Genomic DNA, 19,899 nt, shown 5'->3' on the forward strand with positions numbered 1-19,899 from the left:
GCACAGCCGGTCCGCCCGGCCGGGTGGCGGGCGGCGGCGCGGTCGCGGGGCGGGGTGTTCCTGCGGCACGGGGCACGGCCCGGTCGCCACAGCAGGAGTACGTCGAGAAGGCGGTTCACCTGCACGCGAACGCACGTCCGGCAGACGCGGACAGAGGCTCGGGGGCGCCGTCGCCTCGGCAACGGCGCGCCAGCAGGCCGCCACGAAAACACCTGCGCGGTGGGCTGTCAACGACATGGCCCGCCCTGGGCCATCTCCCTGAGGTTCCGTATGGCCCACGAGTACGGCGCTGTACTGGGCATTCATCAGCAGATCGATGTTCCGGAAAATGCGTCGGTGCCGCCCGGGACGGAGATCGGAAGGTGTCCCTCAGCTTCCTGCGTTGCAACTTGATGATCCCGGCGGGCCCTGGAGGCCCCCGCCGCCACCTGGCCATACTCGACGCACATCCCCCCTGGTCCGCAGTTGACGAACGGAGAAATCCGGCATGCACGTCGCAGCTCTCGAATGGCTCACCTACGGCCTGGACAAGGCGGTCGCGGCTGCCGCCCGGCGAGGTCTGACCCTTCACCTTCTGACCGCCGACCGCTCCGAGTACGCCTTCGAGCTGAGCCGGTGCGACATGGACGTCCTGGTCGTGCACGAAGTGGACACCTCGGACGCCAGGATCGTGGTGAAGGAGCTGGAGGCGATCGAGGGGCTGGCCGGACTCATCAGCACCACGGACACGTGCAGCCTCGTCTCGCTGGAGGTGGCCGACCGGCTCGGCCTGCCGGCCCAGCCCTCCGATGCCGTGCGCCTGGTGCGGGACAAGGCCGCACTGCGTCGGCGGCTCCACGGCCTGGGGCTGTCGCGCGCGTCCCAGGTGACCGTCGATCCGTTCGCAGCCGACGCGGCGGCCGTCGCCGACTCCCTCACCTACCCCGCCGTACTGAAGGACTCGTCGGGCACCGGCAGCGAGGGCGTGTGGATCGCGCACGACGCGCACGACGTGCCGGGGATCCTCGACGCCGCCCGTACCGGCAGGCTGCGCGGCGGGGTGCTCACCGCCGAGCCGTACTTCTCCGGTCCGCTGTACAGCGCCGAGACCCTGAGCTGGGACGGCGAGACCCGGGTGCTCGGCATCACCAGCCGGATCCTGTCCCCTCTTCCGCACTTCCGTGAGGAGGGCGAGGCCTTCCCCATCGCCTTCCCCGCACCGCAGGCCGCGGAACTGACCGCCTGGGTCCGCGCGGTCCTCGACCGCATCGGGTACCGGGGCATCTCCCACACCGAGTTCATCATCACCGACGACGGCTACGAGGTCGTCGAGATCAATCCCCGGCTGGGCGGCGGCATGGTGGCCGAGCTGATCTCCGGCGCGTACGACATCAATGTGTGCGAAGCCTTCTTCGACATGGCGCTCGGGCAGCGCCCCGCGCTGATGGACGCGCCTTTGACCGTGGTGCGCGGGATGGCCGAGGTGCATCTCCTGGCCGAACGCACGGGTGTGTTCGACGGTTTCGAGGGCGAGGAGAGGCTGGCCGGGCACCCGGGGTCGCCGCGGCTCTCCGTGGCCCGGGCTCCCGGCGAAGCCGTGGACTCCCTGACCGACTGGCGGGCCAGCCTCGGTTCGGTGGTGGCGGAGGGCCCGACCGCCGAACTCGCCATGCACCACGCGGCGTCCGCGGCGCGGCTCGTGCGTCCCCTGGTGATCTGACCTCGTGCTTCGCCGTGGTCGCGGCTGCCGTCCTGGCGATCCGATGCCCGACCCGGACCGGCCGGGACCGAGAAGGCCCGGTGCGGCGGGTGTCGGGAAGGGACGGGTCCCCGTGCCCTCCGCCGGTCGCCGACGGCTGCCGTCAGTTTCCCGTGCCCGCCGCGCCGGCGCGCGTCGCGTCCGCTCCCCAGCTGGCGAGCAGTCGCAGTCCCTGGGCCGACGCCGAGTCGGGCTCCGCGTGGTACGTGACCAGTGACTGGTCGTGGTCGTCGGGCAGGCGCAGGGTCTCGTACGACAGGGTCAGGTCGCCCACCAGGGGGTGGCGCAGGCGTTTGACGCCGTGGCCCTTCTCGCGGACGTCGTGCCTGGCCCACAGGGAGCGGAACTCCTCGCTCTTCACGGAGAGTTCGCCGACCAGGGCCGACAGCAGCGGGTCGTTCGGGAAGCAGCCCGCGTCCATCCGCAGGAAGCTCACCATGTCCGACGCCTTCTGTTCCCAGTCCACGAACAGTTCGCGCGCCCCGGGGTGCAGGAAGCAGATGCGCGCCCAGTTCCGCTCCTCGGGGGGCAGTGCGGCCCAGTCGCCGAAGAGCGCGGCGGCCATGCGGTTCCAGGCCAGGATGTCCGAGCGGCGGCCCACCACGTAGGCGGGAACGCCCTCCATCGCGTCCATGAGGTGGTGCAGCGCGGGGCGTGCGTGCTGGGGGCGGGCGGGGCGCCTCTTCTTGTGCTGCTTGGGCTTGGCCAGGTGGGTCAGGTGGGAGTGCTCGGCGTCCGTGAGGCGCAGGGCGCGGGCGATCGCGTCCAGGACCTCGCCCGAGACGTTGCGGCCGTTTCCCTGTTCCAGGCGGGTGTAGTACGCGACGGAGACTCCCGCGAGCTGGGCGAGCTCCTCACGGCGCAGACCCGGCACCCGCCGGTGGCGCCCGAAGCTCGCCAGGCCGACGTCCTCCGGCTGCAGCCGGGCCCTGCGGGTGCGCAGGAACTCACTGAGCTCGGCGCGTCCGTCGAGGGGCTCGGGGGTGGGGGAAGCTGTCGGCCGGTCGTCCATGCCGTCCAGTATCCAGGGTCGTACGCGTACGAGCCTGTCCCCGCCAGTAGTAGGACCACTGGACGTAGGCAGGACGGTGACCTGGGTAGATGTCCACGTGGCTGGCACCGTGGACGGCATGACCGCACAGATCAGCACCACGACCGTTTCCGCTTACGCCGCACCGTCCGCCAAGGCCCCCCTGGAGCGGACCACCGTTCCGCGCCGCCCGGTGGGCGAGTCCGACGTACTGATCGACATCAAGTACTCCGGCATCTGCCACTCGGACATCCACCAGGCGCGCGACGGCTGGGGCGAGGGCATCTTCCCGATGGTTCCGGGCCACGAGATCGCCGGTGTCGTCACCGAGGTCGGCCCCTCCGTCACCAGGTTCGCGGTCGGCGACCGGGTCGGTGTCGGCTGCATGGTCGACTCCTGCCGCGAGTGCGAGAACTGCAGGGCCGGTCTTGAGCAGTACTGCGTCAAGGGCAACATCGGCACGTACAACGCCCTCGACAAGAACGGCGAGCCCACCTACGGCGGCTACTCCACGCACATCGTCGTGGACGAGGCCTTCACCGTCCGCATCCCCGACGGCCTCTCCCTGGACGTCGCCGCGCCGCTGCTGTGCGCGGGCATCACCACGTACTCCCCGCTCGCCCACTGGAACGCGGGTCCGGGCAAGAAGGTCGCGATCGTCGGCCTCGGCGGTCTCGGCCACATGGCCGTCAAGATCGCGCACGCGATGGGCGCCGAGGTCACCGTGCTGTCGCAGTCCCTGCGCAAGAAGGACGACGGCCTGAAGCTGGGCGCCGACCACTACTACGCGACCAGCGACGAGGCCACCTTCGAGGAGCTCAGGGCGAGCTTCGACCTGATCGTCTCGACCGTTTCCGCGCCGCTTCCGCTGGACAAGTACCTGAGCCTGCTGCGGACGGACGGCGCCATGGTGAACGTCGGCGCTCCGGAGGAGCCGGTCTCGCTCAACCTCTTCTCGGTCATCGCGGGCCGCAAGACCCTCGCGGGCTCCGGCATCGGCGGCATCCAGGAGACCCAGGAGATGCTGGACTTCTGCGCCGAGCACGGCCTGGGCGCGGAGATCGAGCTGATCGACGCAGGTCAGATCAACGAGGCGTACGAGCGGGTCCTGGCCAGCGACGTGCGCTACCGCTTCGTGATCGACGCGTCCACGATCTGAGACGGGCGCAGGGGCCGGTGACGGTTCACCGCGACGGACTCCACCACGCTCCATCGAGCGGATCCAGCAGTCGCTGGGTCCGCTCGTCGCCGTTTCCGGGGCTGCCCGGCCCCTACGCGGGATGTGAGAACGCCCCCCGACCGGACGTACGGAGGGAGCCGTCGCGGCCTGATCCCACCTCGCCTGATCCGCACTCTTGACAAACTATTCATGCACCTGACAGCAGTGGCTCTGTACCACCCCCGTACGGCACCACACTCCGATGGGAGCAATCAGCGCATGAGCAAGCCTGAGAGCGCGGGATACGACTACGACGTCGTCATCGGCGGAGCCGGTCTCGCCGGCAGCGCGGCGGCGATCCTGCTCGCGCGACGCGGTGCCCGCGTCGCACTGCTGGAACGACACTCGGACCCCGACGCGTACAAGGTGCTCTGCACCCACTCCCTCACCGCCAACGCCTATCCGGTGCTGGACGAGCTCGGCCTCGTCCCCGCTCTGGAGAAGGCGGGGGCCGTCCGCAACCAGGCGCGCTGGTACACCCGCTGGGGCTGGATCGAGCCGAGGGCGGCGCCGGGCGGTCCCGAGCTGCCGTACGGGTTCAACATTCGGCGCAGCACCCTCGATCCGTTGATCAGGTCCCGTGCGGCCCGGACCCCCGGCGTCGACCTGCTCCTCGGGCACCGGGTGACCGGGCTGGTCCGGGAAGCCGGGCGCACCTCGGGGGTGCGCGCGTCGACGCCTCAGGGCGAGCGCGAGATCCGGGCCCGCCTGGTGGTCGGCGCCGACGGCAAGGACTCGGACGTCGCGAAGTTCGCCGGGGTGCCGTCCCGGAGTTACGAGAACGCGCGGTTCGGCTATCTCGCGCACTTCCGCGGTCTTCCGCTGCCCGACGGAGCCAGTCACACCTGGTTCCTCGAACCCGACATGGCGTACGCGTTCCCGAACGACGACGGGGTGACGGTCGTCGCGGTGCTCCCGGACAAGAAGCGGCTTCCGGCCTTCCGCGAAGACCTGGAGGGCAGCTTCCTCGCCTTCCTGCGCGCCCTGCCCGAGGCACCGCCCGTCGACTCCGCCGAGCGCATCACGAAGATCACCGGCACTCTCAACTACCCGCTGCACAGCCGCAGGCCGACCGCACCGGGCCTCGCGCTCGTCGGCGACGCCGCCCTGACCAGCGATCCCCTGTGGGGAGTGGGCTGCGGGTGGGCCCTGCAGTCGGCGCAATGGCTGGCGGACGCGGTCGCCCCGGCCGCCACCGGGCGGGGCGACCTCGACAGATCGCTCGCGGTGTACGCCCGCAGACACGGGCGCCGGCTGCGCGGTCACCAGTTCCTGGCCGCCGACTACGCCACGGCCCGTCCGTTCAACCCCCTGGAACGGCTGATGTTCTCGGCGGCGGCGCGCGACGCATCGGCGGCGCGGCACATGCACCTGTTCGCATCCCGCCTGATCGGACCGCTGCGCTTCTTGAACCCCGTGGTGCTGGCCAGGGCTTCGGCCGTCAACCTCAGACATCGCGGGGCGGGCGCGCCCTCCGCGCGCAGGTCACGCACGCGGTCGTGACCGGCGCGGCCGGCACCCCCCGCGGCCGGCACCCCTGCGGCCGGCACCCTCCGCGGCCCGCTTCCTCCCCGCGCGGCGCCGAGTCGCACAGTTGTCCGGATATGGTGAGCCCTCCCCCGACGTCTTCAGGCCCGGAGCCCCAGTGAACACACCCGACGGTCTGATCGAGGTCCCGCCGGGGGTGGCGGCCGGCCGGGGCGCCCCGCCGTCCTTCCGGGTCGCGGCGGTCGTCTCGACCCTCACCGTGGTTGCCATCGCCTGGGCTGCGGGGGCCGGTGAGCTGCTGGCCGGTCCCGGCTTCCGCGCCTGGCAGACGATCACCGTGGCGATCCTCGTCCAGGCCATGCCGTTCCTGCTCCTGGGCACGCTGATCTCCGGCGCGGTCAACGCCTTCGTACCCGCGCACGTGTTCAGCAGGGCGCTGCCGCGCAATCCCGTGCTCGCGGTGCCGGTGGCGAGCGTCGCGGGGGTCGTGCTGCCGGGCTGCGAGTGCGCCTCGGTGCCGGTCGCCGGGAGTCTGATCCGGCGCGGGGTGACCCCGGCCGCCGCGTTCGCCTTCCTCCTGTCGGCTCCCGCGATCAACCCCGTCGTACTGGCGTCCACCGCCGTCGCCTTCCCCGGCCAGCCGGAAATGGTCGTCGCCCGGCTGGTGGCTTCGCTGGTCACCGCCGCCCTGATGGGCTGGCTCTGGCTGCGGTTCGGACGTGCGGAGTGGCTGCGGATGCCCGCCCGCCACTCCGGCCACCAGCAGGGAGAGAGCCGTCTGGAGGAGTTCCGGCTCGGCTTCCAGCACGACTTCCTGCACGCGGGCGGCTTCCTCGTGCTGGGCGCGATGGCCGCGGCCACCTTCAACGTCGCCGTGCCGAAGTCGGTGCTGGAGACCTTCTCCGGCTCGCCCTGGCTCTCGGTGCTCTTCCTCGCGGGGCTGGCCGTCGTGCTGGCCGTCTGCTCGGAGGCGGACGCCTTCCTCGCCGCCTCGCTGACCGGCTTCTCACCGACCGCGCGGCTCGCTTTCATGGTCGTCGGCCCCATGGTGGACCTGAAGCTCATCGCCCTTCAGGCGGGCACCTTCGGCAGGGCGTTCGCCTGGCGCTTCTCCGCCACGACCGCTGCCGTGGCCGTGGTGTGCACCGCACTGACCGGCTGGTGGCTGCTGTGAGGCGCGCGGTCCAGCCCCTCCTGCTGCTGCTCACCGGGGCGGCGCTCCTGCGGGTCTCGCTGTTCAGCGACATCTGCCTGCGGTACGTGAAGGAAGGGCTCCAGCCGTTCCTGGTCGTGACCGGACTCGTCCTGACCTGCCTGGGTCTGGTCGGCACCGTGCGCGACGTCGTCCCACTTCTCAGGGGGCGGGGGGACGAGGAGGAGCACGCCGAGGAGGAGGAGTCCGAGGCCTCGGATGGTGGGCCGGCTTCACAGGACGGTGCGTACGGGCACGACCACGGGCACGACCACTCCCGGGGCCCGCGGGTGGCCTGGCTGCTGCTGCCACCCGCGCTGCTCCTGCTGCTCCTCGCGCCGCCCGCGCTGGGCTCGTACATGGCCTCCCGCGACAATCCGCAGCTCGTCGCGGACTACGAACGGTTCGACCCGCTGCCTGCCGAAGGCCGTCCCGTACCCCTCTCCCTGACCGAGTTCATCGCCCGTCTGCAGCAGGACGAGAGCGGCAACCTCACCGGCCGCACCCTCGTCCTCCAGGGTTTCGTCACCCCTGCCGCAGACTCCGGCAAGTGCGACGGCAAGTGTGACGACAAGAAGGCGGCCGGGGCCTGGGAGCTGACTCGCCTGGTGGTCTCCTGCTGCGCCGCCGATTCGCTGTCCCTGAACGTCCCCGTGCACGGTGTGCCGGCGCCGCCCGCCGACTCCTGGGTGAAGGTGACCGGCACCTGGCGCCCGGGCGGTACCCCAGGGACCACTTCGGCTTCGCTCGCACTCGACGTCACCACCATCGAGAGGATCCCGGAACCGGCCAGCCCCTACATGGACAGGGCGCCCGGCCTCTGAGGTCACGCCGCGCGTCCTCGTGCACTTGGCCGTGTTGCTTGGCAGTGTTGCTTGGCAGTGTTGCTTGGCCGTGTGCTTGTCTGCCGCGCCGGAGCCCCGCTAGCGTGCTCGTGTGGATCTCTTCTCGCGCTCCTGGTCGGCATTGCGGGCCGCGGTGGCGGAGCTCTCGGACGAGGACTTCGCGCAGCCGTCCGGTTGTACCGGCTGGCTCGTGCAGGATCTGGTGTGTCATCTGGTCATCGATGCCCAGGACGTCCTGATCACTCTCGCCACACCGGCCGGTACGGAGCCGACCCGCGACGCCGTGACCTACTGGGAGGTCGCCGAGGCGCCGCCCACCGGCGACGATCCGCTCGACGCGCTGACCGTCAGGCTGGCTGCCGCCTACGAGGAGCCCTGGCTCCTGAAGTTCCATCTCGACGACGTCGGGTCTGCCGCCGGCCGGGCCGCCGGACTCGCCGACCCGGCCCTGCGGGTGGGCACGCGTGACGTCGTCCTCACCGCGGGCGACTATCTCGGTGCGTACGTCCTGGAGTGGACGCTGCACCACCTCGACCTGGTCGCGCACCTTCGGGACGCAGCGCCGCCTCTCGCGGAGGGGCTCGCCCGGTCGCGGGACATGCTGGAGAGGATCGCGGGGGCCGCTTTCCCTGCCTCCTTCTCCGACACGGACGCGCTGCTGGTCGGCACCGGACGGCGTGCCCCGACCGATGCGGAGACGGCCGCGCTGGGTGGGTCGGGTGCGTGGCGCGAGCGGGCGGGGAAGATCCCGATCGTCCTCGGGTGACGTCCCGCGCGGTTCGGCCTTTCCGGCACTTCGACAGACCAACTCCCTTGTAAATACGGCGCGTTGGGCGCCCTGCAGCCGGTACGCGGAACTCCCGTGCCGCCTCGTCCCGATGCCCCCATACGCCCCAAGATCGGGCATAAGTTACCAATAGGTATGCAGTGACTTCCCATGCCCGTAGCAGTAGAACTCCCTCCTCTTCCCACAAGAGCGAGGAACCTCGTATGAGCCACCACTCCCCACACATCTCCCATCCCTCTCATCCCTCCCATCTCCCCCGCGGCACCGACGCCCGCAGCGTTTCGCGACGCCGATTTCTCGCCGGGACCGGTTCGCTCCTGGGCGCCGCCGCCGTGTCAGGGCCCCTCTTGGCCGCTTCTGCCCAGGCCGCCCCCGCGCGGGCGGGGCTCACTGCCGGAGAGCGGGTGCCGGCCCTGGTGATCGGTACCGGGTACGGGGGTTCCGTCGCCGCCCTGCGGCTCGCGCGGGCGGGGGTCGACGTACACATGGTGGAGATGGGCATGGCCTGGGACACCCCCGGCCCGGACGGCAACATCTTCGCCAACACCACCAGGCCCGACCACCGCTCCTTCTGGCTCCGTACCAGAACCAAGCAGCCGCTGAGCAGCTTCCTCGGCTTCCCGCTCGACAAGGACGTCCCGCGCCACACCGGGATCCTGGACGCCGAGGACTTCGCCGGCATCACCGTCTACCAGGGGCGGGGAGTCGGCGGCGGTTCGCTGGTCAACGGCGGGATGGCGGTGACTCCGCGCAGGGAGAGATTCGGCGCCGTGCTCCCGTCCGTGAACGCGGACGAGATGTACGGCACCTATTACCCGCGTGCCAACGCGGGGCTCGGCGTGACCGAGGTCGACCCTGCCTGGTGGGAGTCTGCGGAGTGCTACCAGTACGCGCGCGTGGGCCGCAAGCACGCGCAGCGCTCCGGCTTCCCCTTCGTCTTCGTACCGAACGTGTACGACTGGGAGTACATGAAGCAGGAGGCCGCGGGGGCGGTGCCACGGTCGGCACTGGCGGGCGAGGTCCTGTACGGGAACAACCACGGCAAGAAGACGCTCCAGAAGACCTACCTCGCGCAGGCCGTGGCAACCGGACGGGTCGTCATATCCCCGCTGCACAAGGTGACTTCGGTCAGTCCGGTGGCCGGTGGCGGCCCCGGCTACACGGTCGTGGTCGAGCAGCTCGACACCGCCGGTACGGTCGTCGCGACCAAGGCCGTGACCGCCGACCGGGTGTTCTTCGCGGCGGGCAGCGTGGGTACCAGCAAGCTGCTGACCCGGTTGAAGGCGACCGGTGCGCTGCCTCGCCTGAACGACGAGATCGGCAAGGGCTGGGGCGACAACGGCAACGTCATGTGCGGGCGCGCCAACCACATGTGGGACGCGACCGGCAAGCTCCAGGCCTCCATGCCCACGGCCGGAATCGACAACTGGGACGCGGGCGGGGCGTTCGCCGAGGTCGCACCGCTGCCGACCGGCATCGAGACGTACGCCTCCTTCTACCTGTCGATCACCAACAATCCGCACCGGGCCCGCTTCACCTGGAACGCGGCGGCGAACCGGGTCGACCTCGACTGGCAGACCGCCTGGAAGCAGCCGTCCGTCGACGCGGCCCGCACCATCTTCGACAAGATCAACGGGAAGGAGGGGACGATCTACCGGACCGACCTCTTCGGTGCGTACAAGATCTGGGGCGACCACCTCACCTACCACCCGCTCGGCGGCGCGGTCCTGAACCGGGCGACCGACAACTACGGTCGTCTGCACGGCCATCCGGGGCTGTACGTGATGGACGGCTCGCTCGTCCCCGGCAATGCCAGTGTGAATCCGTTCGTCACGATCACCGCGCTCGCCGAGCGCAACATCGAGAGGGTCATCGCGGACGATCTGTAGGGGCGCGCGGCGAGGGGCGGCGCCAGGTGGCGGGCGCTCGGGGGCCCGTCACCCGGCGGGCCCGGCGGGGTTCACGGCCGCCGGTGCAGTCGCGCCGAGAGGTGGTGCTGCAGGGGCCGGCCGACGGCTGCGAGGTCGTGGGCGAAGGTGAGTGTCCCGTCGTCGGTCAGGGTGTAGCGGCGGCGGGTGGCGTCGACCTTCTTGGCGGTGGGGGTGAGGGCCACCTCGTCGGTGGAGAGGTCGACCGTGGTGGTGGGGGCGGAGGTGGCGGTGCCGACCGCGATCTCGGCGATGCCGGTGGGCTGGGTGATCAGGGCTTCCACCCGGCCGTCCGGCTGGAGCCGCCACCAGCCGCTCTCGCGGGCGGACGGGCGCAGCGGCGTGCCGTCGGGGGCGAGCAGCCAGGCGCGGGCCTCGTAGTGGAGGAAGGGGCGGCCGTCGTGGGTGAAGATGACTTCCTGGGCGTAGGTGAAGTCCTCGGCGAGGGTGGGGTATTCGCCGGCTCCCTGGCCGTACCAGGTGCCGAGGAGCGGGACGACGGGGGCGAGGAGGGGGTGCGGGGCGGGGAGATCTTCCGCGTGGCGGGAATCGGGGTAGGGGTACGGGTTCGGGTTCGGGTTCGCGTGTGCGGACGGGATCTGTGGGGCGGGGGTGGACACGGGAGTACTCCTGGGGCGCGGGTGGGTTGATGTCTGGGGGAAGCGTAGAGGGTGGGGCGGGGCGGTGGAGCGGGGCGCGGCTTCGCGCGGGGGCCGCTCCGTGCCCGACCTCCCCCGGGCTCTCAACCTCGTTCGAGCAGGGGTGCCGTGGCGCGGCGCAGGTTGCGTTGGCGCAGGAGGAGGTAGAGCGGCAGGCCGACCGAGGCTCCGAGGAGGCTGGCCAGGACGGTGAGGGTGCGCTGGGCTCCGGTCAGGCTCTTGTCGACGACGGTCACGGTGAAGAGGAGCGCGACGACGGTCACGATCACGTCCCAGCCGAAGAAGCTGCTGATGCGGGTGGCGAACAGTTCGTCGAGGAGCAGGCCGAGGTCGGGGCCGTTCTCGGCGAGCCAGGGCACGGCCTGCGCGAAGGGCAGGGCGATGCCGACGGCCAGGAGCACCGCGTAGGCCGTCTCCGTGGATGTGGTGCTGCGCCGCAGGCGGCCGGCCTGCGTCGTGCGCTCGTCCGGTGTGCTGTTCGGCCGGTCTCCCATGTGTGTCCCTCCCGTTTCCCCCGAAGGATACGAATGCCGGGTGGGCGGGGACAGGGGAAGGGCCCCTCTGCCGGGGCAGAGGGGCTGTGCCGCTCGGGGACGTGGGGCGCTCAGCCGATGCGGGCCAGACCGCGGGCGTCCCGGCGGGCGCGCCCTCGGGAGATCCGCAGGGGGTCGAACTCCGATGTGCGGGGCGGGAGTTGGGACGGGTCGGCGAGGGTCGTGCCTGCGCAGACTTCGGAGAGCAGGGGACGGTCGAGGATGCGGCCCGCGGCGGAGATGCCGCTGAGGGCGGTGCCGAGGATTCCGGCGCCGAAGCTGGAGTTGGCGCCGACCGCGTACAGGCCGCGCACTCCCGTGCGGATGCTGGGGCGGCGGCCGTGGCCGCCCCAGTCGTCGAAGCCGTAGGGAGTGCCCGAACCGCCTTGCACGTAGCGGTGGTTGGTGTGCGCGGTGGCGGTTTCCAGGTGGGTGAGGTGGGGGCGGACCGGGCCGACGGCGGCCTCGGCGATGTCGACGAGGCGCTCGCGCAGGCGGGTTTTGACGGCCTCGTAGTCGGGGTCGCGGCGGTAGCGGCCCGGCGGCCCTTCGAGGGGTGGCACCAGAGTCATGACCTGGAAGTTGCTGTGGCCCGGCGGGCAGACGTTGCTGCTGTCGGGGTCCTTGAGGGAGCCGAAGGAGAGGAAGGCGAAGGAGGGGTCGGAGCCGTCGCCTTCGAGGGCCTGGGCGTAGGCGGCCTCGATGTCGGTATGGGCCCACCACCAGATGTTGGTGTTGGGGAGGTCGAGGGGGCGGTCGAGGGCGATGTAGGCGGTGGCGACGGCGGCGCGCATGGTGGCGCGGCGGGTGCGTTCGACGACGGGGGCCGAGAAGCCCCGGCCGCCGCAGAGGTCGAGGACGGTGCGGCGGTAGTCGGCGTTGGAGATGACGAGCGGGGCGCGGACCGTCTCTCCGGTGGTGAGGCGTACGCCTTCGGCCCGGCGGTCGTCGGTGACGAGGATCCGCTCGACGGGACAGCGGGTGCGGACCTGCCCGCCGTGTGCCTCGATGACCTCGACGAGGGTGGCGATCATCGTCTGGCCGGAGCCGACGGGGGCGTACGCCCCGCGCAGGTAGTGGTCGAGCATGGTGGCGTGCGTGGAGTTGAGGGTGGTGGAGGGCGGGGTGCCGTAGTTCCCGGACTGGGCGGCGATCAACGTCCGTGCGGCCGGGCCGAGTCGGCAGTCTTCGTAGAGGTCGCCCAGCGTGCGGCAGCCCCAGGAGATCAGCGCTTTCGACAGGGGGGCGCGGCCGGTGCCGGGCGGGGTGGTCATGCCGCCGCGCAGGTCGGCGGCGATGTCGCGCAGGGTGTGGACGCAGCGGGTCAGGGCGTCCTGTTCCGCGGGGAGGGCGGCGCGGAGCCTCCTCAGGTACGCGTCCCAGCCGACGGGGACGTCGACGGTGGTGCCGGGCAGCATGAGGCGGTCGAAGCCGTCCGCGTCGAGGGGGCGGAAGGCGACCCGGTCGGCGCCGATGCCGAGTCCGGAGAGGATGGCAGGGAGCAGCCCGCCGGGGCCGCAGTCGCCGACGTAGTGCATGCCGACGTCGAACTCGTAGGCGCGGCGGCGCCGGAAGACCTGTGCGTTTCCGCCGGTGACGTCGTGCTGTTCGGCGAGGAGGACGCGGCGGCCGGACACGGCGAGGTAGGCGGCGCAGACGAGGCCGCCAACGCCGCCGCCGACGATCACCGCGTCGTACGAGAGGGAGGAAGAGGTGCGGGAGAGGGAGGGCGAAGGGGAGGAGCGGGTGGGCGTGTCAGAGTGCGATGCCACCGTGGACCTCCAGGACGCTTCCGGTGATGTACGAGGCCCGGTCCGACACCAGGAACGCGGTGAGGTCGGCGACTTCTTCCGGGGTGCCGAAGCGGCGCATGGCCACTGAGGACAGCAGCCGGTCGCGGTCCTTCGCGGGGAGTGCGTCGGTCATGTCGGTCTCGATGAGTCCGGGGGCGACGACGTTGGCGCGGATGCCGTGGGCGCCGACTTCCTTGGCGAGGGCCTTGGTGAAGCCGATGATTCCGGCTTTGGCGGCGCTGTAGTTGGTCTGGCCGGGGTTGCCGTGCACCCCGGCGACGGAGGAGAGGGCGACGACGCACCCGGTGCGGCGTTTGAGCATGGGGAAGACGGCGGCGCGGCAGGTGTGGAAGACGCCGTCGAGGTTGGTTTCGATGACCTGGTGCCAGTCGTCGTCGGACATCAGGACCAGGGGGCGGTCGCGGGTGATGCCGGCGTTGGCGATCACGGCGGTGACGGGGCCGAGTTCGGCCTCGGTGCGGGTCACCCAGTCCTTGGCCTCGGCGGCTCGGGAGACGTCGGCGCGGACGGCGAGGGCGCGGACGCCGAATTCACCGGCTTCCTTCTCGACGCGGCGGGCGGCCGCTTCGTCGGAGCGGTAGCAGAAGCCGACGTCCCAGCCGTCCTGGGCCAGGCGCCGTACGACGGCGGCGCCGATGCCCCGGGAACCGCCGCTGACCAGCGCGATCCTGCTCCTGGTGTGCTCGGTGTCCATTCAGCTGCCCTCTCCCATGCGCAGGACGGCGGCGGCCACCAGTCCCTGTCCGTCGACCGAGGTGATCACCGCGTGTCCGCCCGGTGCGCGGTCCGCGGAGGCGACGGCGGAGGCGAGTTGGAGGGCTGCGGAGGCTGCTCCGGTGTCGCCGAGAAGCGCGCCGAGTGCGGGCAGTTCTTCGCGTGCCCGACGGGGGAAGAGCGCGTCCAGGGCTTCGCTCTCGGCGGGGTCGAGGCCGGTTCCGGCTGCCGCCCATACGTCGCGGGCGGCGATTTCGGCCCGGTTCAGGGCCTCGGCGACGGTGGTGCGTACCGTCCCTGCCGGGTCGGTGCCCTCCGCGGTCTGGCGGGTGTGCACGGACAGGACCGAGGCCAGCGGGGGTCTCGCGGACGGGGCGCTGCCGTCGGTCAGGCGCAGCACGGCCGCGCCCTCGCCGAGCACGGCCGCGCCCTGGCCCCACGGCGCGGGTGCCCCGTCGCGGCTGCGCGCCTCCAGCCAGGCGCGGGCCGTCGAGTACTCCTCCGCTCCCCCGCACAGGACGGTACGGGCGCGGCCGGCGCGCAGCAGGCGGTGGGCGTAGAGCAGGCCGAGGAGGGCGCCGGCCCGGCCGCCGGCGAGGGTGGTGTTGGGGCCCTGGATGCGGTGGCGGATGGCGCACTGGGCGGCGGCGCAGTTCATCACGCTGTTGGGGATGACGCCGGGTTCGACGTCGTACGGGCGCTCGCCGGTGAGGGAGGAGCGGGTGAAGTCCGTCATGGACTGCACGCTTCCGGTGGTGGTGCCCAGGACGAGAGCGGTGTCGGGGCCGGGGTCGGTGTCGTCGTCGAGGACGGCGCCGACCGCGGTGACGGCGAGGGCGGTGACCCGGTTCATGTCCCGGGTGCCCTTCTTGCCGAGTACGGTACGGGGCTCGAAGTGCGGTACGAGGCAGCCGAGTTGGCCCTCTTGGCCGGGTACGGGTGCGGCCGTGGGGCGGCGGTCCCGTACTCCTGCCGTGAAGTCGGCCGCGTGGTGTCCGTAGGGGGAGAGCGCCGACCAGGCGGTGATGTGCAGCATGGGGTGGGTGTTCCTCGCGAGGGTCATGACAGGAGGTCGGGGCGGCTGTCGTAGCGGCCGAGGACGACGGCCGCGTTGTTCCCGCCGAAGGCGAGGCCGTTGTTCTGGACGATGCGCAGGTCCGCATCGACCGCTTGGTTGGGGACGCAGTCCACGGCGCATTCGGGGTCGGTGGTGCGGTGGTTGATGGTCGGCGGGATGAAGCCGTGGGTGATCGCCAGGGAGCAGGCGATGGCGCCGAGCGCGCCGGCGGCGCCCATGGTGTGGCCGAGCATCGATTTGAGGGAGATCGTGCGGGGCGGGGTGTCCCCGTAGACCTGGCGGACGGCGCGGCTCTCGGTGACGTCGTTGGCCTTGGTGCCGGTGCCGTGGGCGGAGATCAGGTCGACTTCGCCGGGCTTGACCCCGGCGTCGTCCAGGGAGAGCTGGAGGCAGCGGGCGACGCTGTCCTCCTGCGGGGCGACGGGGTGGTGCGCGTCGCAGTTGAGCCCGTAGCCGAGGACTTCGGAGTAGATGCGGGCGCCCCGGGCGAGCGCCGATTCGAGGCTTTCGAGGAGGAGCATGCCGGCGCCTTCGCCGGTGAGGATGCCCTGCCGGTCGGCGTCGAAGGGGCGGCAGCAGTCGGGGGCGATGGTGCCGAGCCGGTAGAACGCGGCGAACGTCTTGCGGCAGAAGGCGTCCGCTCCCCCGCACAGCGCGAATTCGGCGTCGCCGTGCCGGATGGCGTCCAGGCCGTTGCCGATGGAGTAGTTGCCTGCGGAACAGGCGGTGCCGATGGTGAGTACTTCGGCGTCGGTCAGGCGCAGTTCGCGGGCGGCGGCGATGCCGAGGAGGGCCGCGGGGATGCGGCGGGCCGCCCGGCCGGAGACGGCGGACGGGCCGCCGTGCAGGTGGGCCTCGGTGATGCGGTCCAGGTCGTAGGACTCGCCGTCGGTGGTGCCGACGGAGATCTGGCAGCGCACCTGCCGCAGGTCGGCGTCGGTGAGTCCGGCGTCCTCGACCGCCATGCGGGCGGCGGCGGCCGAGAACTGGGCGGCCCGCCCGTATGCGGCGGGGTCGAGGCGGCGCAGCATGCGGGCGGGGTCGAAGTCGGGGACCTGGCAGCCGTTGGCGTGGGCGAAGCCGGTGGTGTCGAAGGCGGTGATGGGGCTGACTCCGCTGCGTCCTGCGCGCAGTCCTGCGGTGAACTCCTCGGTGCCGGTGCCGATGCTGGACAGCGCGCCGAGGCCGGTGACGACGACGCGGCGGGCAGCGGGGAGGAGGCCGGGGCGGGACCCCGCGATCGGGGTCCCTTCGGCACGGGAGGGAGAGGAGGGACGAGAAGGGCGGGAGGGACGAGAAGGGCGGGAAGGGCGCGGGGGCACGGTCGCGGTTACCAGCCCGCCGTCTCGGCGAGGACCTGGCGCACACCTTGGAGGTGGGCCATGCGGGGCATTTCGCTCTGGTCGATGGTGACCTTGAACTCCTTCTCCAGGGCTGCCAGTACGCCGATGAGGGCGAGCGAGTCCGCGCCGTGCTCCTCGACGAACAGGCCGGTCTCGGTGATCTCGTCGGATTCCAGCTCCAGGCGGTCGCACACGATGTCGGTGATGCGGTTCTGGCGCAGGTCGATGGTCTGCATGGTGGTGCTCTCTTCTGTGTGTCCGGAGGTCTGGGGCGGGGCTCAGCGGCGGGCGGCCGGCCGGCGGGTGGACTTCCAGTCCCACAGGCCGACTTCGTCGCGTACGGCCGCACAGCCGGCCAGGATCCGGTCGAGGTCGGTGGCGGTGAGCTCGGAGTGCACGGACAGGCGCTGTACGCAGCGGCGGGCCGGCACGCTCGGCGGGACGAAGGCGGCGCCGAACACGCCCTGGGCGTCCAGGGCTTGCTGGAGGCGACGCAGGCCGGGTTCGGTGCCGGGCCGCAGGGGGATGATCTGGCTCTCGCTCGGGGTGATGTTGTAGCCGAGTGCGGTGAGGCCTTCGCGCAGGTGGCGGCTGTTGTCGTCCAGGCGCTTGCGGCGGTCGTCGGCGTGGACGAGGACGCGGAGGGCGGCGGTGAGGCCCGCCACGTCGTGGGGCAGCAGCGTGGAGGAGAAGACCGCGCCCAGGGAGTGGTACGGGAGGTAGCCCGCGACCGCCTCCGTGCAGGCGACGAGTCCGGCCCGGCCGGCGAAGGCCTTGGCGAGGCTGGCGGTGCGGTAGGCGACCTTGTCGGTGAGGCCGAGGGAGGCCACCAGCCCGGCTCCCCGGTGGCCGACGGTTCCGAGGGTGTGGGACTCGTCGGCAATGAGGTCGCTGCCGGTGCGGGCGGCGACGGCGGTCAGCTCCGGGAGCGGGCAGAGGTCGCCGGTGACGCTGTAGAGGGTGTCGAAGGCGATGAGACCGGGACCGTACTGGCGGATCGCGCGTTCCAGGTGCTCGGTGTCGTTGTGGGCGAAGGGGCGGGCGACGGCCCGCGCGGCGGAGATGCCTTCCCAGAGGGAGGCATGGGCGAGTTCGTCGACGTAGACGGGGCCGCCGGGCGGACAAACGGCCTGGATGAGACCGACGTTGGCCGCCCATCCCGACTGGCAGAGCATGACGGCCGGGGCGGCCAGCCAGTCGGCGAGTTCCGTTTCGAGCCCGCGCAGGGGGTCGGTGTCGCCGGTGAAGGCTCCGGACATCAGGGCGCCGTTGCCGTGGTCGCGGAGGCTGCGCACCTGGGCGTCGAGTACGGCGGGGTGGCCGCCGACGGCGAGGTAGTCGTTGGACATGAGGGTGATGTCGGTGCTGCCCGGGACGGCCCGGCCCTGGTACAGGGGGCCGCCCCAGCTCTCCCTGCGGATGTCCCAGGCCTCCAACCGCTGCTGGAGATAGGAGAGTTCGCCGGACACAACGCCTCGCTCTTGGTTGACGGATTTCTCCGGACTGACAAGACCGGCAAGACTTTAGGGGCGAAAGTGATCTTCCATGCACCAAGGAATCCTTCGGACATATGTCCACCTGAGCAGCAAATGCGCGATCCTCGCAGCTCAGGCGCGCATCTGCAGAATCGTTCCTTCTTTTGCGGGCGCGCACACTTCACTCCCTTGGATGCGCAGACGACTCCGTTCGGGTCTTCCCTGCCGCAGCGGTTCGCCGTCCTCACCGGAGGCCCGAGCTCGGACAGGAGCACCCTGACTGAACGGCCGGCGCGGGCGAGCCGGTGGAACTTGCCGCACGCGAGCATCGAGGAACGGGCTGCGCTCCGTCACGGATGCGGTGGGCACACCTGGGGTCCCTGATGTTCGGGGCCTCGGACTTGCGACCATGGGCACATGCCGATCACCGCTGTGCTCTTCGACGTCGACGGGGTCCTGCTGGACTCGACCGCCGCCCACCACCGCGTCTGGGACGCATGGTCGGCGATGCGGGGGCTGGACACCGAGAAGGTCTGGGAGCTGACCTTCGGACGACGGCCGGAGGACACCGTGCGAGAGGTCGCGCCACAGCTGGATCCTGTGGTCGAACGGGCCGAGCTGGACCGGCTGTTGGCGCGGGAGGAGGGCTCGTTCCCGCCGGTCGAGGGGGCCGCCGAGCTGCTGGCGGGACTGTCCGACGAGGCGTGGGCGATCGTGACCTCGGGCGACGTGGCGTCCGTGCGACGGCGGTTCGGTGCGGCCGGGCTGCCGCTGCCGCGCGTGCAGGTGTACGGGGCGGATGTCGCGCGGGCGAAGCCCGCTGCCGACTGTTTCCTGCTGGCCGCCTCACGGCTGGGGGTGCCGCCGGGCGCGTGTCTGGTCGTCGAGGACGCGCCTGCCGGGGTGCGCGCGGGCAGGCGCGCGGGGTGCACCGTCGTGGGGCTGACCACCACGCACGCGGCGGGTGCACTCGGGGAGGCGGACCGGTGCGTGCCGACGCTGCGGGAGGTCGGTGAACTCCTCGCTGGCTACGGCCTGTTGAGGGCAGGTGGGGCGGGCGGGGCGTGACGGGGCCGCGCGGCCTTCACGCCGTGGCCAGGAATTCCCGGAGCGAGGTCTTCAGGCTGGTGAGGAAGGTGTCGCGGGCGGCGGCGGGGACGCGGTCCAGGGACAGGTAGGGGTTCAGGTCTTCCAGTTCGACCAGGAGGAGTTCACCGTCCGGGGCGCGGCAGGCGTCGACGCGCTGGATGCCGTGGTCGAGGGTGTTCCAGTCGATGAAGCGCTGGGCGAAGTCCAGGTCGGCCCCGGTGGGTTCGTAGGGTTCGAGTTCCCAGCGGCGGTCCGGGTGCGGGGCGTGCAGGGCGTACTGGAAGGCGTGGTCGACGTAGGTGAAGGAGACTTCGTAGCGGAAGTCGATGCGGGGCTGGACAAGGATGTCGCCGTACGCGAGGCCCGGCAGGTCCGTGCGCGGTACGAAGCGCAGGCCTATGGAGTCCGCGCCCGCCTTCGGCTTGACCGCGTACAGGTCGGTGTCCGGCAGGACGTGCAGGTCCTGGAGGCGGTCGACGGTGGGGATGACGGGGTAGCCGGCCTCGGTCAGGTCGGTCAGGTACTGCTTTCCGGCCATGTCGCCGCGCCCGTTCAGCGGGTTGTAGACGCGGACGCCTCCGGCCAGGGCGCGGGCGCGGAAGGCGTCGTACTCCTGCTGGTAGTGCAGTACGGGGCCGCTGTTGCGGATCACGACCGCGTCGAAGCCGTCCATCAGGGCCGCGGCGTCCAGCGGGTGGCACAGGGCGACGTCGAAGTCCTCGCGCAGCCGGGAGGACAGGAGGATGTCCTCGTCGCAGTAGCGCCTCCCCCTGGCCGGATAGGCGAGGTCGGTGACGTACAGGATGTGCGGTCGGCGGTGGGGGTGGGCGAGCACGGCGGAACTCCTCGAACGGTGGACGATCATCCTAACGAGGGACTTCTTGACCTTGCCCCTGGGGCAGAGCACAGCATCGGTGGGGCCGGGCGCCAGGTCCGGCACGAGGAGGAAGAAGCGTGGGGGAACGGG

General features: G+C 71.6%; 18 protein-coding genes. 8 read left to right on the plus strand and 10 right to left on the minus strand.

What is annotated here, in order from left to right; translation table 11 throughout:
- Positions 1–487: 487 nt before the first annotated feature.
- Positions 488–1,699: an ATP-grasp domain-containing protein gene (locus ACWGIG_RS04415; RefSeq protein WP_453320000.1), complete on the plus strand. Its 1,212-nt coding sequence runs from the start codon at positions 488–490 to the stop codon at positions 1,697–1,699.
- A gap of 142 nt (positions 1,700–1,841) precedes the next feature.
- Here the strand turns inward: ACWGIG_RS04415 and ACWGIG_RS04420 are convergent, their stop codons facing one another.
- Positions 1,842–2,750: a helix-turn-helix domain-containing protein gene (locus ACWGIG_RS04420; protein ID WP_453320001.1), complete on the minus strand. Its 909-nt coding sequence runs from the start codon at positions 2,748–2,750 to the stop codon at positions 1,842–1,844.
- A gap of 118 nt (positions 2,751–2,868) precedes the next feature.
- Between ACWGIG_RS04420 and ACWGIG_RS04425 the strand changes: the two genes are divergently transcribed.
- The 6 genes from ACWGIG_RS04425 (at position 2,869) to ACWGIG_RS04450 (ending at position 10,188) form a co-directional block, all read left to right on the plus strand.
- A complete protein-coding gene (locus ACWGIG_RS04425) occupies positions 2,869–3,927 on the plus strand; it encodes an NAD(P)-dependent alcohol dehydrogenase (RefSeq protein ID WP_453320002.1) in 1,059 nt (352 codons plus the stop codon).
- A 279-nt stretch (positions 3,928–4,206) separates the two neighbouring features.
- Complete coding sequence (locus tag ACWGIG_RS04430; protein WP_453320003.1) at positions 4,207–5,490, plus strand: NAD(P)/FAD-dependent oxidoreductase; 1,284 nt, start codon at positions 4,207–4,209, stop codon at positions 5,488–5,490.
- A gap of 142 nt (positions 5,491–5,632) precedes the next feature.
- Positions 5,633–6,649: a permease gene (locus ACWGIG_RS04435; protein WP_453320004.1), complete on the plus strand. Its 1,017-nt coding sequence runs from the start codon at positions 5,633–5,635 to the stop codon at positions 6,647–6,649.
- A complete protein-coding gene (locus ACWGIG_RS04440) occupies positions 6,646–7,491 on the plus strand; it encodes a TIGR03943 family putative permease subunit (RefSeq protein WP_453320038.1) in 846 nt (281 codons plus the stop codon). The genes ACWGIG_RS04435 and ACWGIG_RS04440 overlap by 4 nt, the downstream gene beginning before the upstream one ends.
- A gap of 112 nt (positions 7,492–7,603) precedes the next feature.
- On the plus strand, positions 7,604–8,278 hold the full coding sequence (locus ACWGIG_RS04445; protein WP_453320005.1) for a maleylpyruvate isomerase N-terminal domain-containing protein: 675 nt from the start codon (positions 7,604–7,606) through the stop codon (positions 8,276–8,278).
- A 245-nt stretch (positions 8,279–8,523) separates the two neighbouring features.
- Positions 8,524–10,188, plus strand: a complete 1,665-nt coding sequence (locus ACWGIG_RS04450; RefSeq protein ID WP_453320039.1) for a GMC oxidoreductase — start codon at positions 8,524–8,526, stop codon at positions 10,186–10,188.
- 71 nt (positions 10,189–10,259) lie between these two features.
- On the opposite strand, the gene ACWGIG_RS04455 is transcribed toward ACWGIG_RS04450, so the two are convergent.
- From ACWGIG_RS04455 to cqsA, 8 genes are all read right to left on the minus strand, one after another.
- Complete coding sequence (locus ACWGIG_RS04455) at positions 10,260–10,847, minus strand: FABP family protein (RefSeq protein WP_453320006.1); 588 nt, start codon at positions 10,845–10,847, stop codon at positions 10,260–10,262.
- 122 nt (positions 10,848–10,969) lie between these two features.
- The gene (locus tag ACWGIG_RS04460; protein ID WP_453320007.1) at positions 10,970–11,380 is read right to left on the minus strand and encodes a DUF2834 domain-containing protein; all 411 of its coding nucleotides are present in this window, start codon (positions 11,378–11,380) and stop codon (positions 10,970–10,972) included.
- Positions 11,381–11,490: 110 nt separating this feature from the next.
- Positions 11,491–13,191: a phytoene desaturase family protein gene (locus ACWGIG_RS04465; protein ID WP_453320008.1), complete on the minus strand. Its 1,701-nt coding sequence runs from the start codon at positions 13,189–13,191 to the stop codon at positions 11,491–11,493.
- A complete protein-coding gene (fabG, locus tag ACWGIG_RS04470; protein WP_453320009.1) occupies positions 13,175–13,927 on the minus strand; it encodes a 3-oxoacyl-[acyl-carrier-protein] reductase in 753 nt (250 codons plus the stop codon). Before fabG ends, ACWGIG_RS04465 begins: the two co-directional genes overlap by 17 nt.
- On the minus strand, positions 13,928–15,010 hold the full coding sequence (locus ACWGIG_RS04475) for a beta-ketoacyl synthase N-terminal-like domain-containing protein (protein WP_453320010.1): 1,083 nt from the start codon (positions 15,008–15,010) through the stop codon (positions 13,928–13,930). It abuts the gene before it with no gap.
- Entirely contained in the window at positions 15,007–16,266 is a 1,260-nt protein-coding gene (locus ACWGIG_RS04480; protein ID WP_453320040.1) for a beta-ketoacyl-[acyl-carrier-protein] synthase family protein, read from the minus strand. Before ACWGIG_RS04480 ends, ACWGIG_RS04475 begins: the two co-directional genes overlap by 4 nt.
- Positions 16,267–16,355: 89 nt before the next feature.
- On the minus strand, positions 16,356–16,604 hold the full coding sequence (locus tag ACWGIG_RS04485; RefSeq protein WP_453320011.1) for a phosphopantetheine-binding protein: 249 nt from the start codon (positions 16,602–16,604) through the stop codon (positions 16,356–16,358).
- Positions 16,605–16,646: 42 nt separating this feature from the next.
- A complete protein-coding gene (cqsA, locus tag ACWGIG_RS04490; protein WP_453320012.1) occupies positions 16,647–17,837 on the minus strand; it encodes an alpha-hydroxyketone-type quorum-sensing autoinducer synthase in 1,191 nt (396 codons plus the stop codon).
- A 423-nt stretch (positions 17,838–18,260) separates the two neighbouring features.
- On the opposite strand from cqsA, the gene ACWGIG_RS04495 reads away from it, so the two are divergent.
- Entirely contained in the window at positions 18,261–18,911 is a 651-nt protein-coding gene (locus tag ACWGIG_RS04495; protein ID WP_453320013.1) for an HAD family hydrolase, read from the plus strand.
- A gap of 16 nt (positions 18,912–18,927) precedes the next feature.
- On the opposite strand, the gene ACWGIG_RS04500 is transcribed toward ACWGIG_RS04495, so the two are convergent.
- Positions 18,928–19,797 carry a hypothetical protein gene (locus ACWGIG_RS04500; RefSeq protein WP_453320041.1) on the minus strand — a complete coding sequence of 290 codons (870 nt, stop codon included), beginning with the start codon at positions 19,795–19,797 and terminating at the stop codon, positions 18,928–18,930.
- Positions 19,798–19,899 lie beyond the last annotated feature (102 nt).

The organism is Streptomyces sp. NPDC054863 (assembly GCF_053610825.1).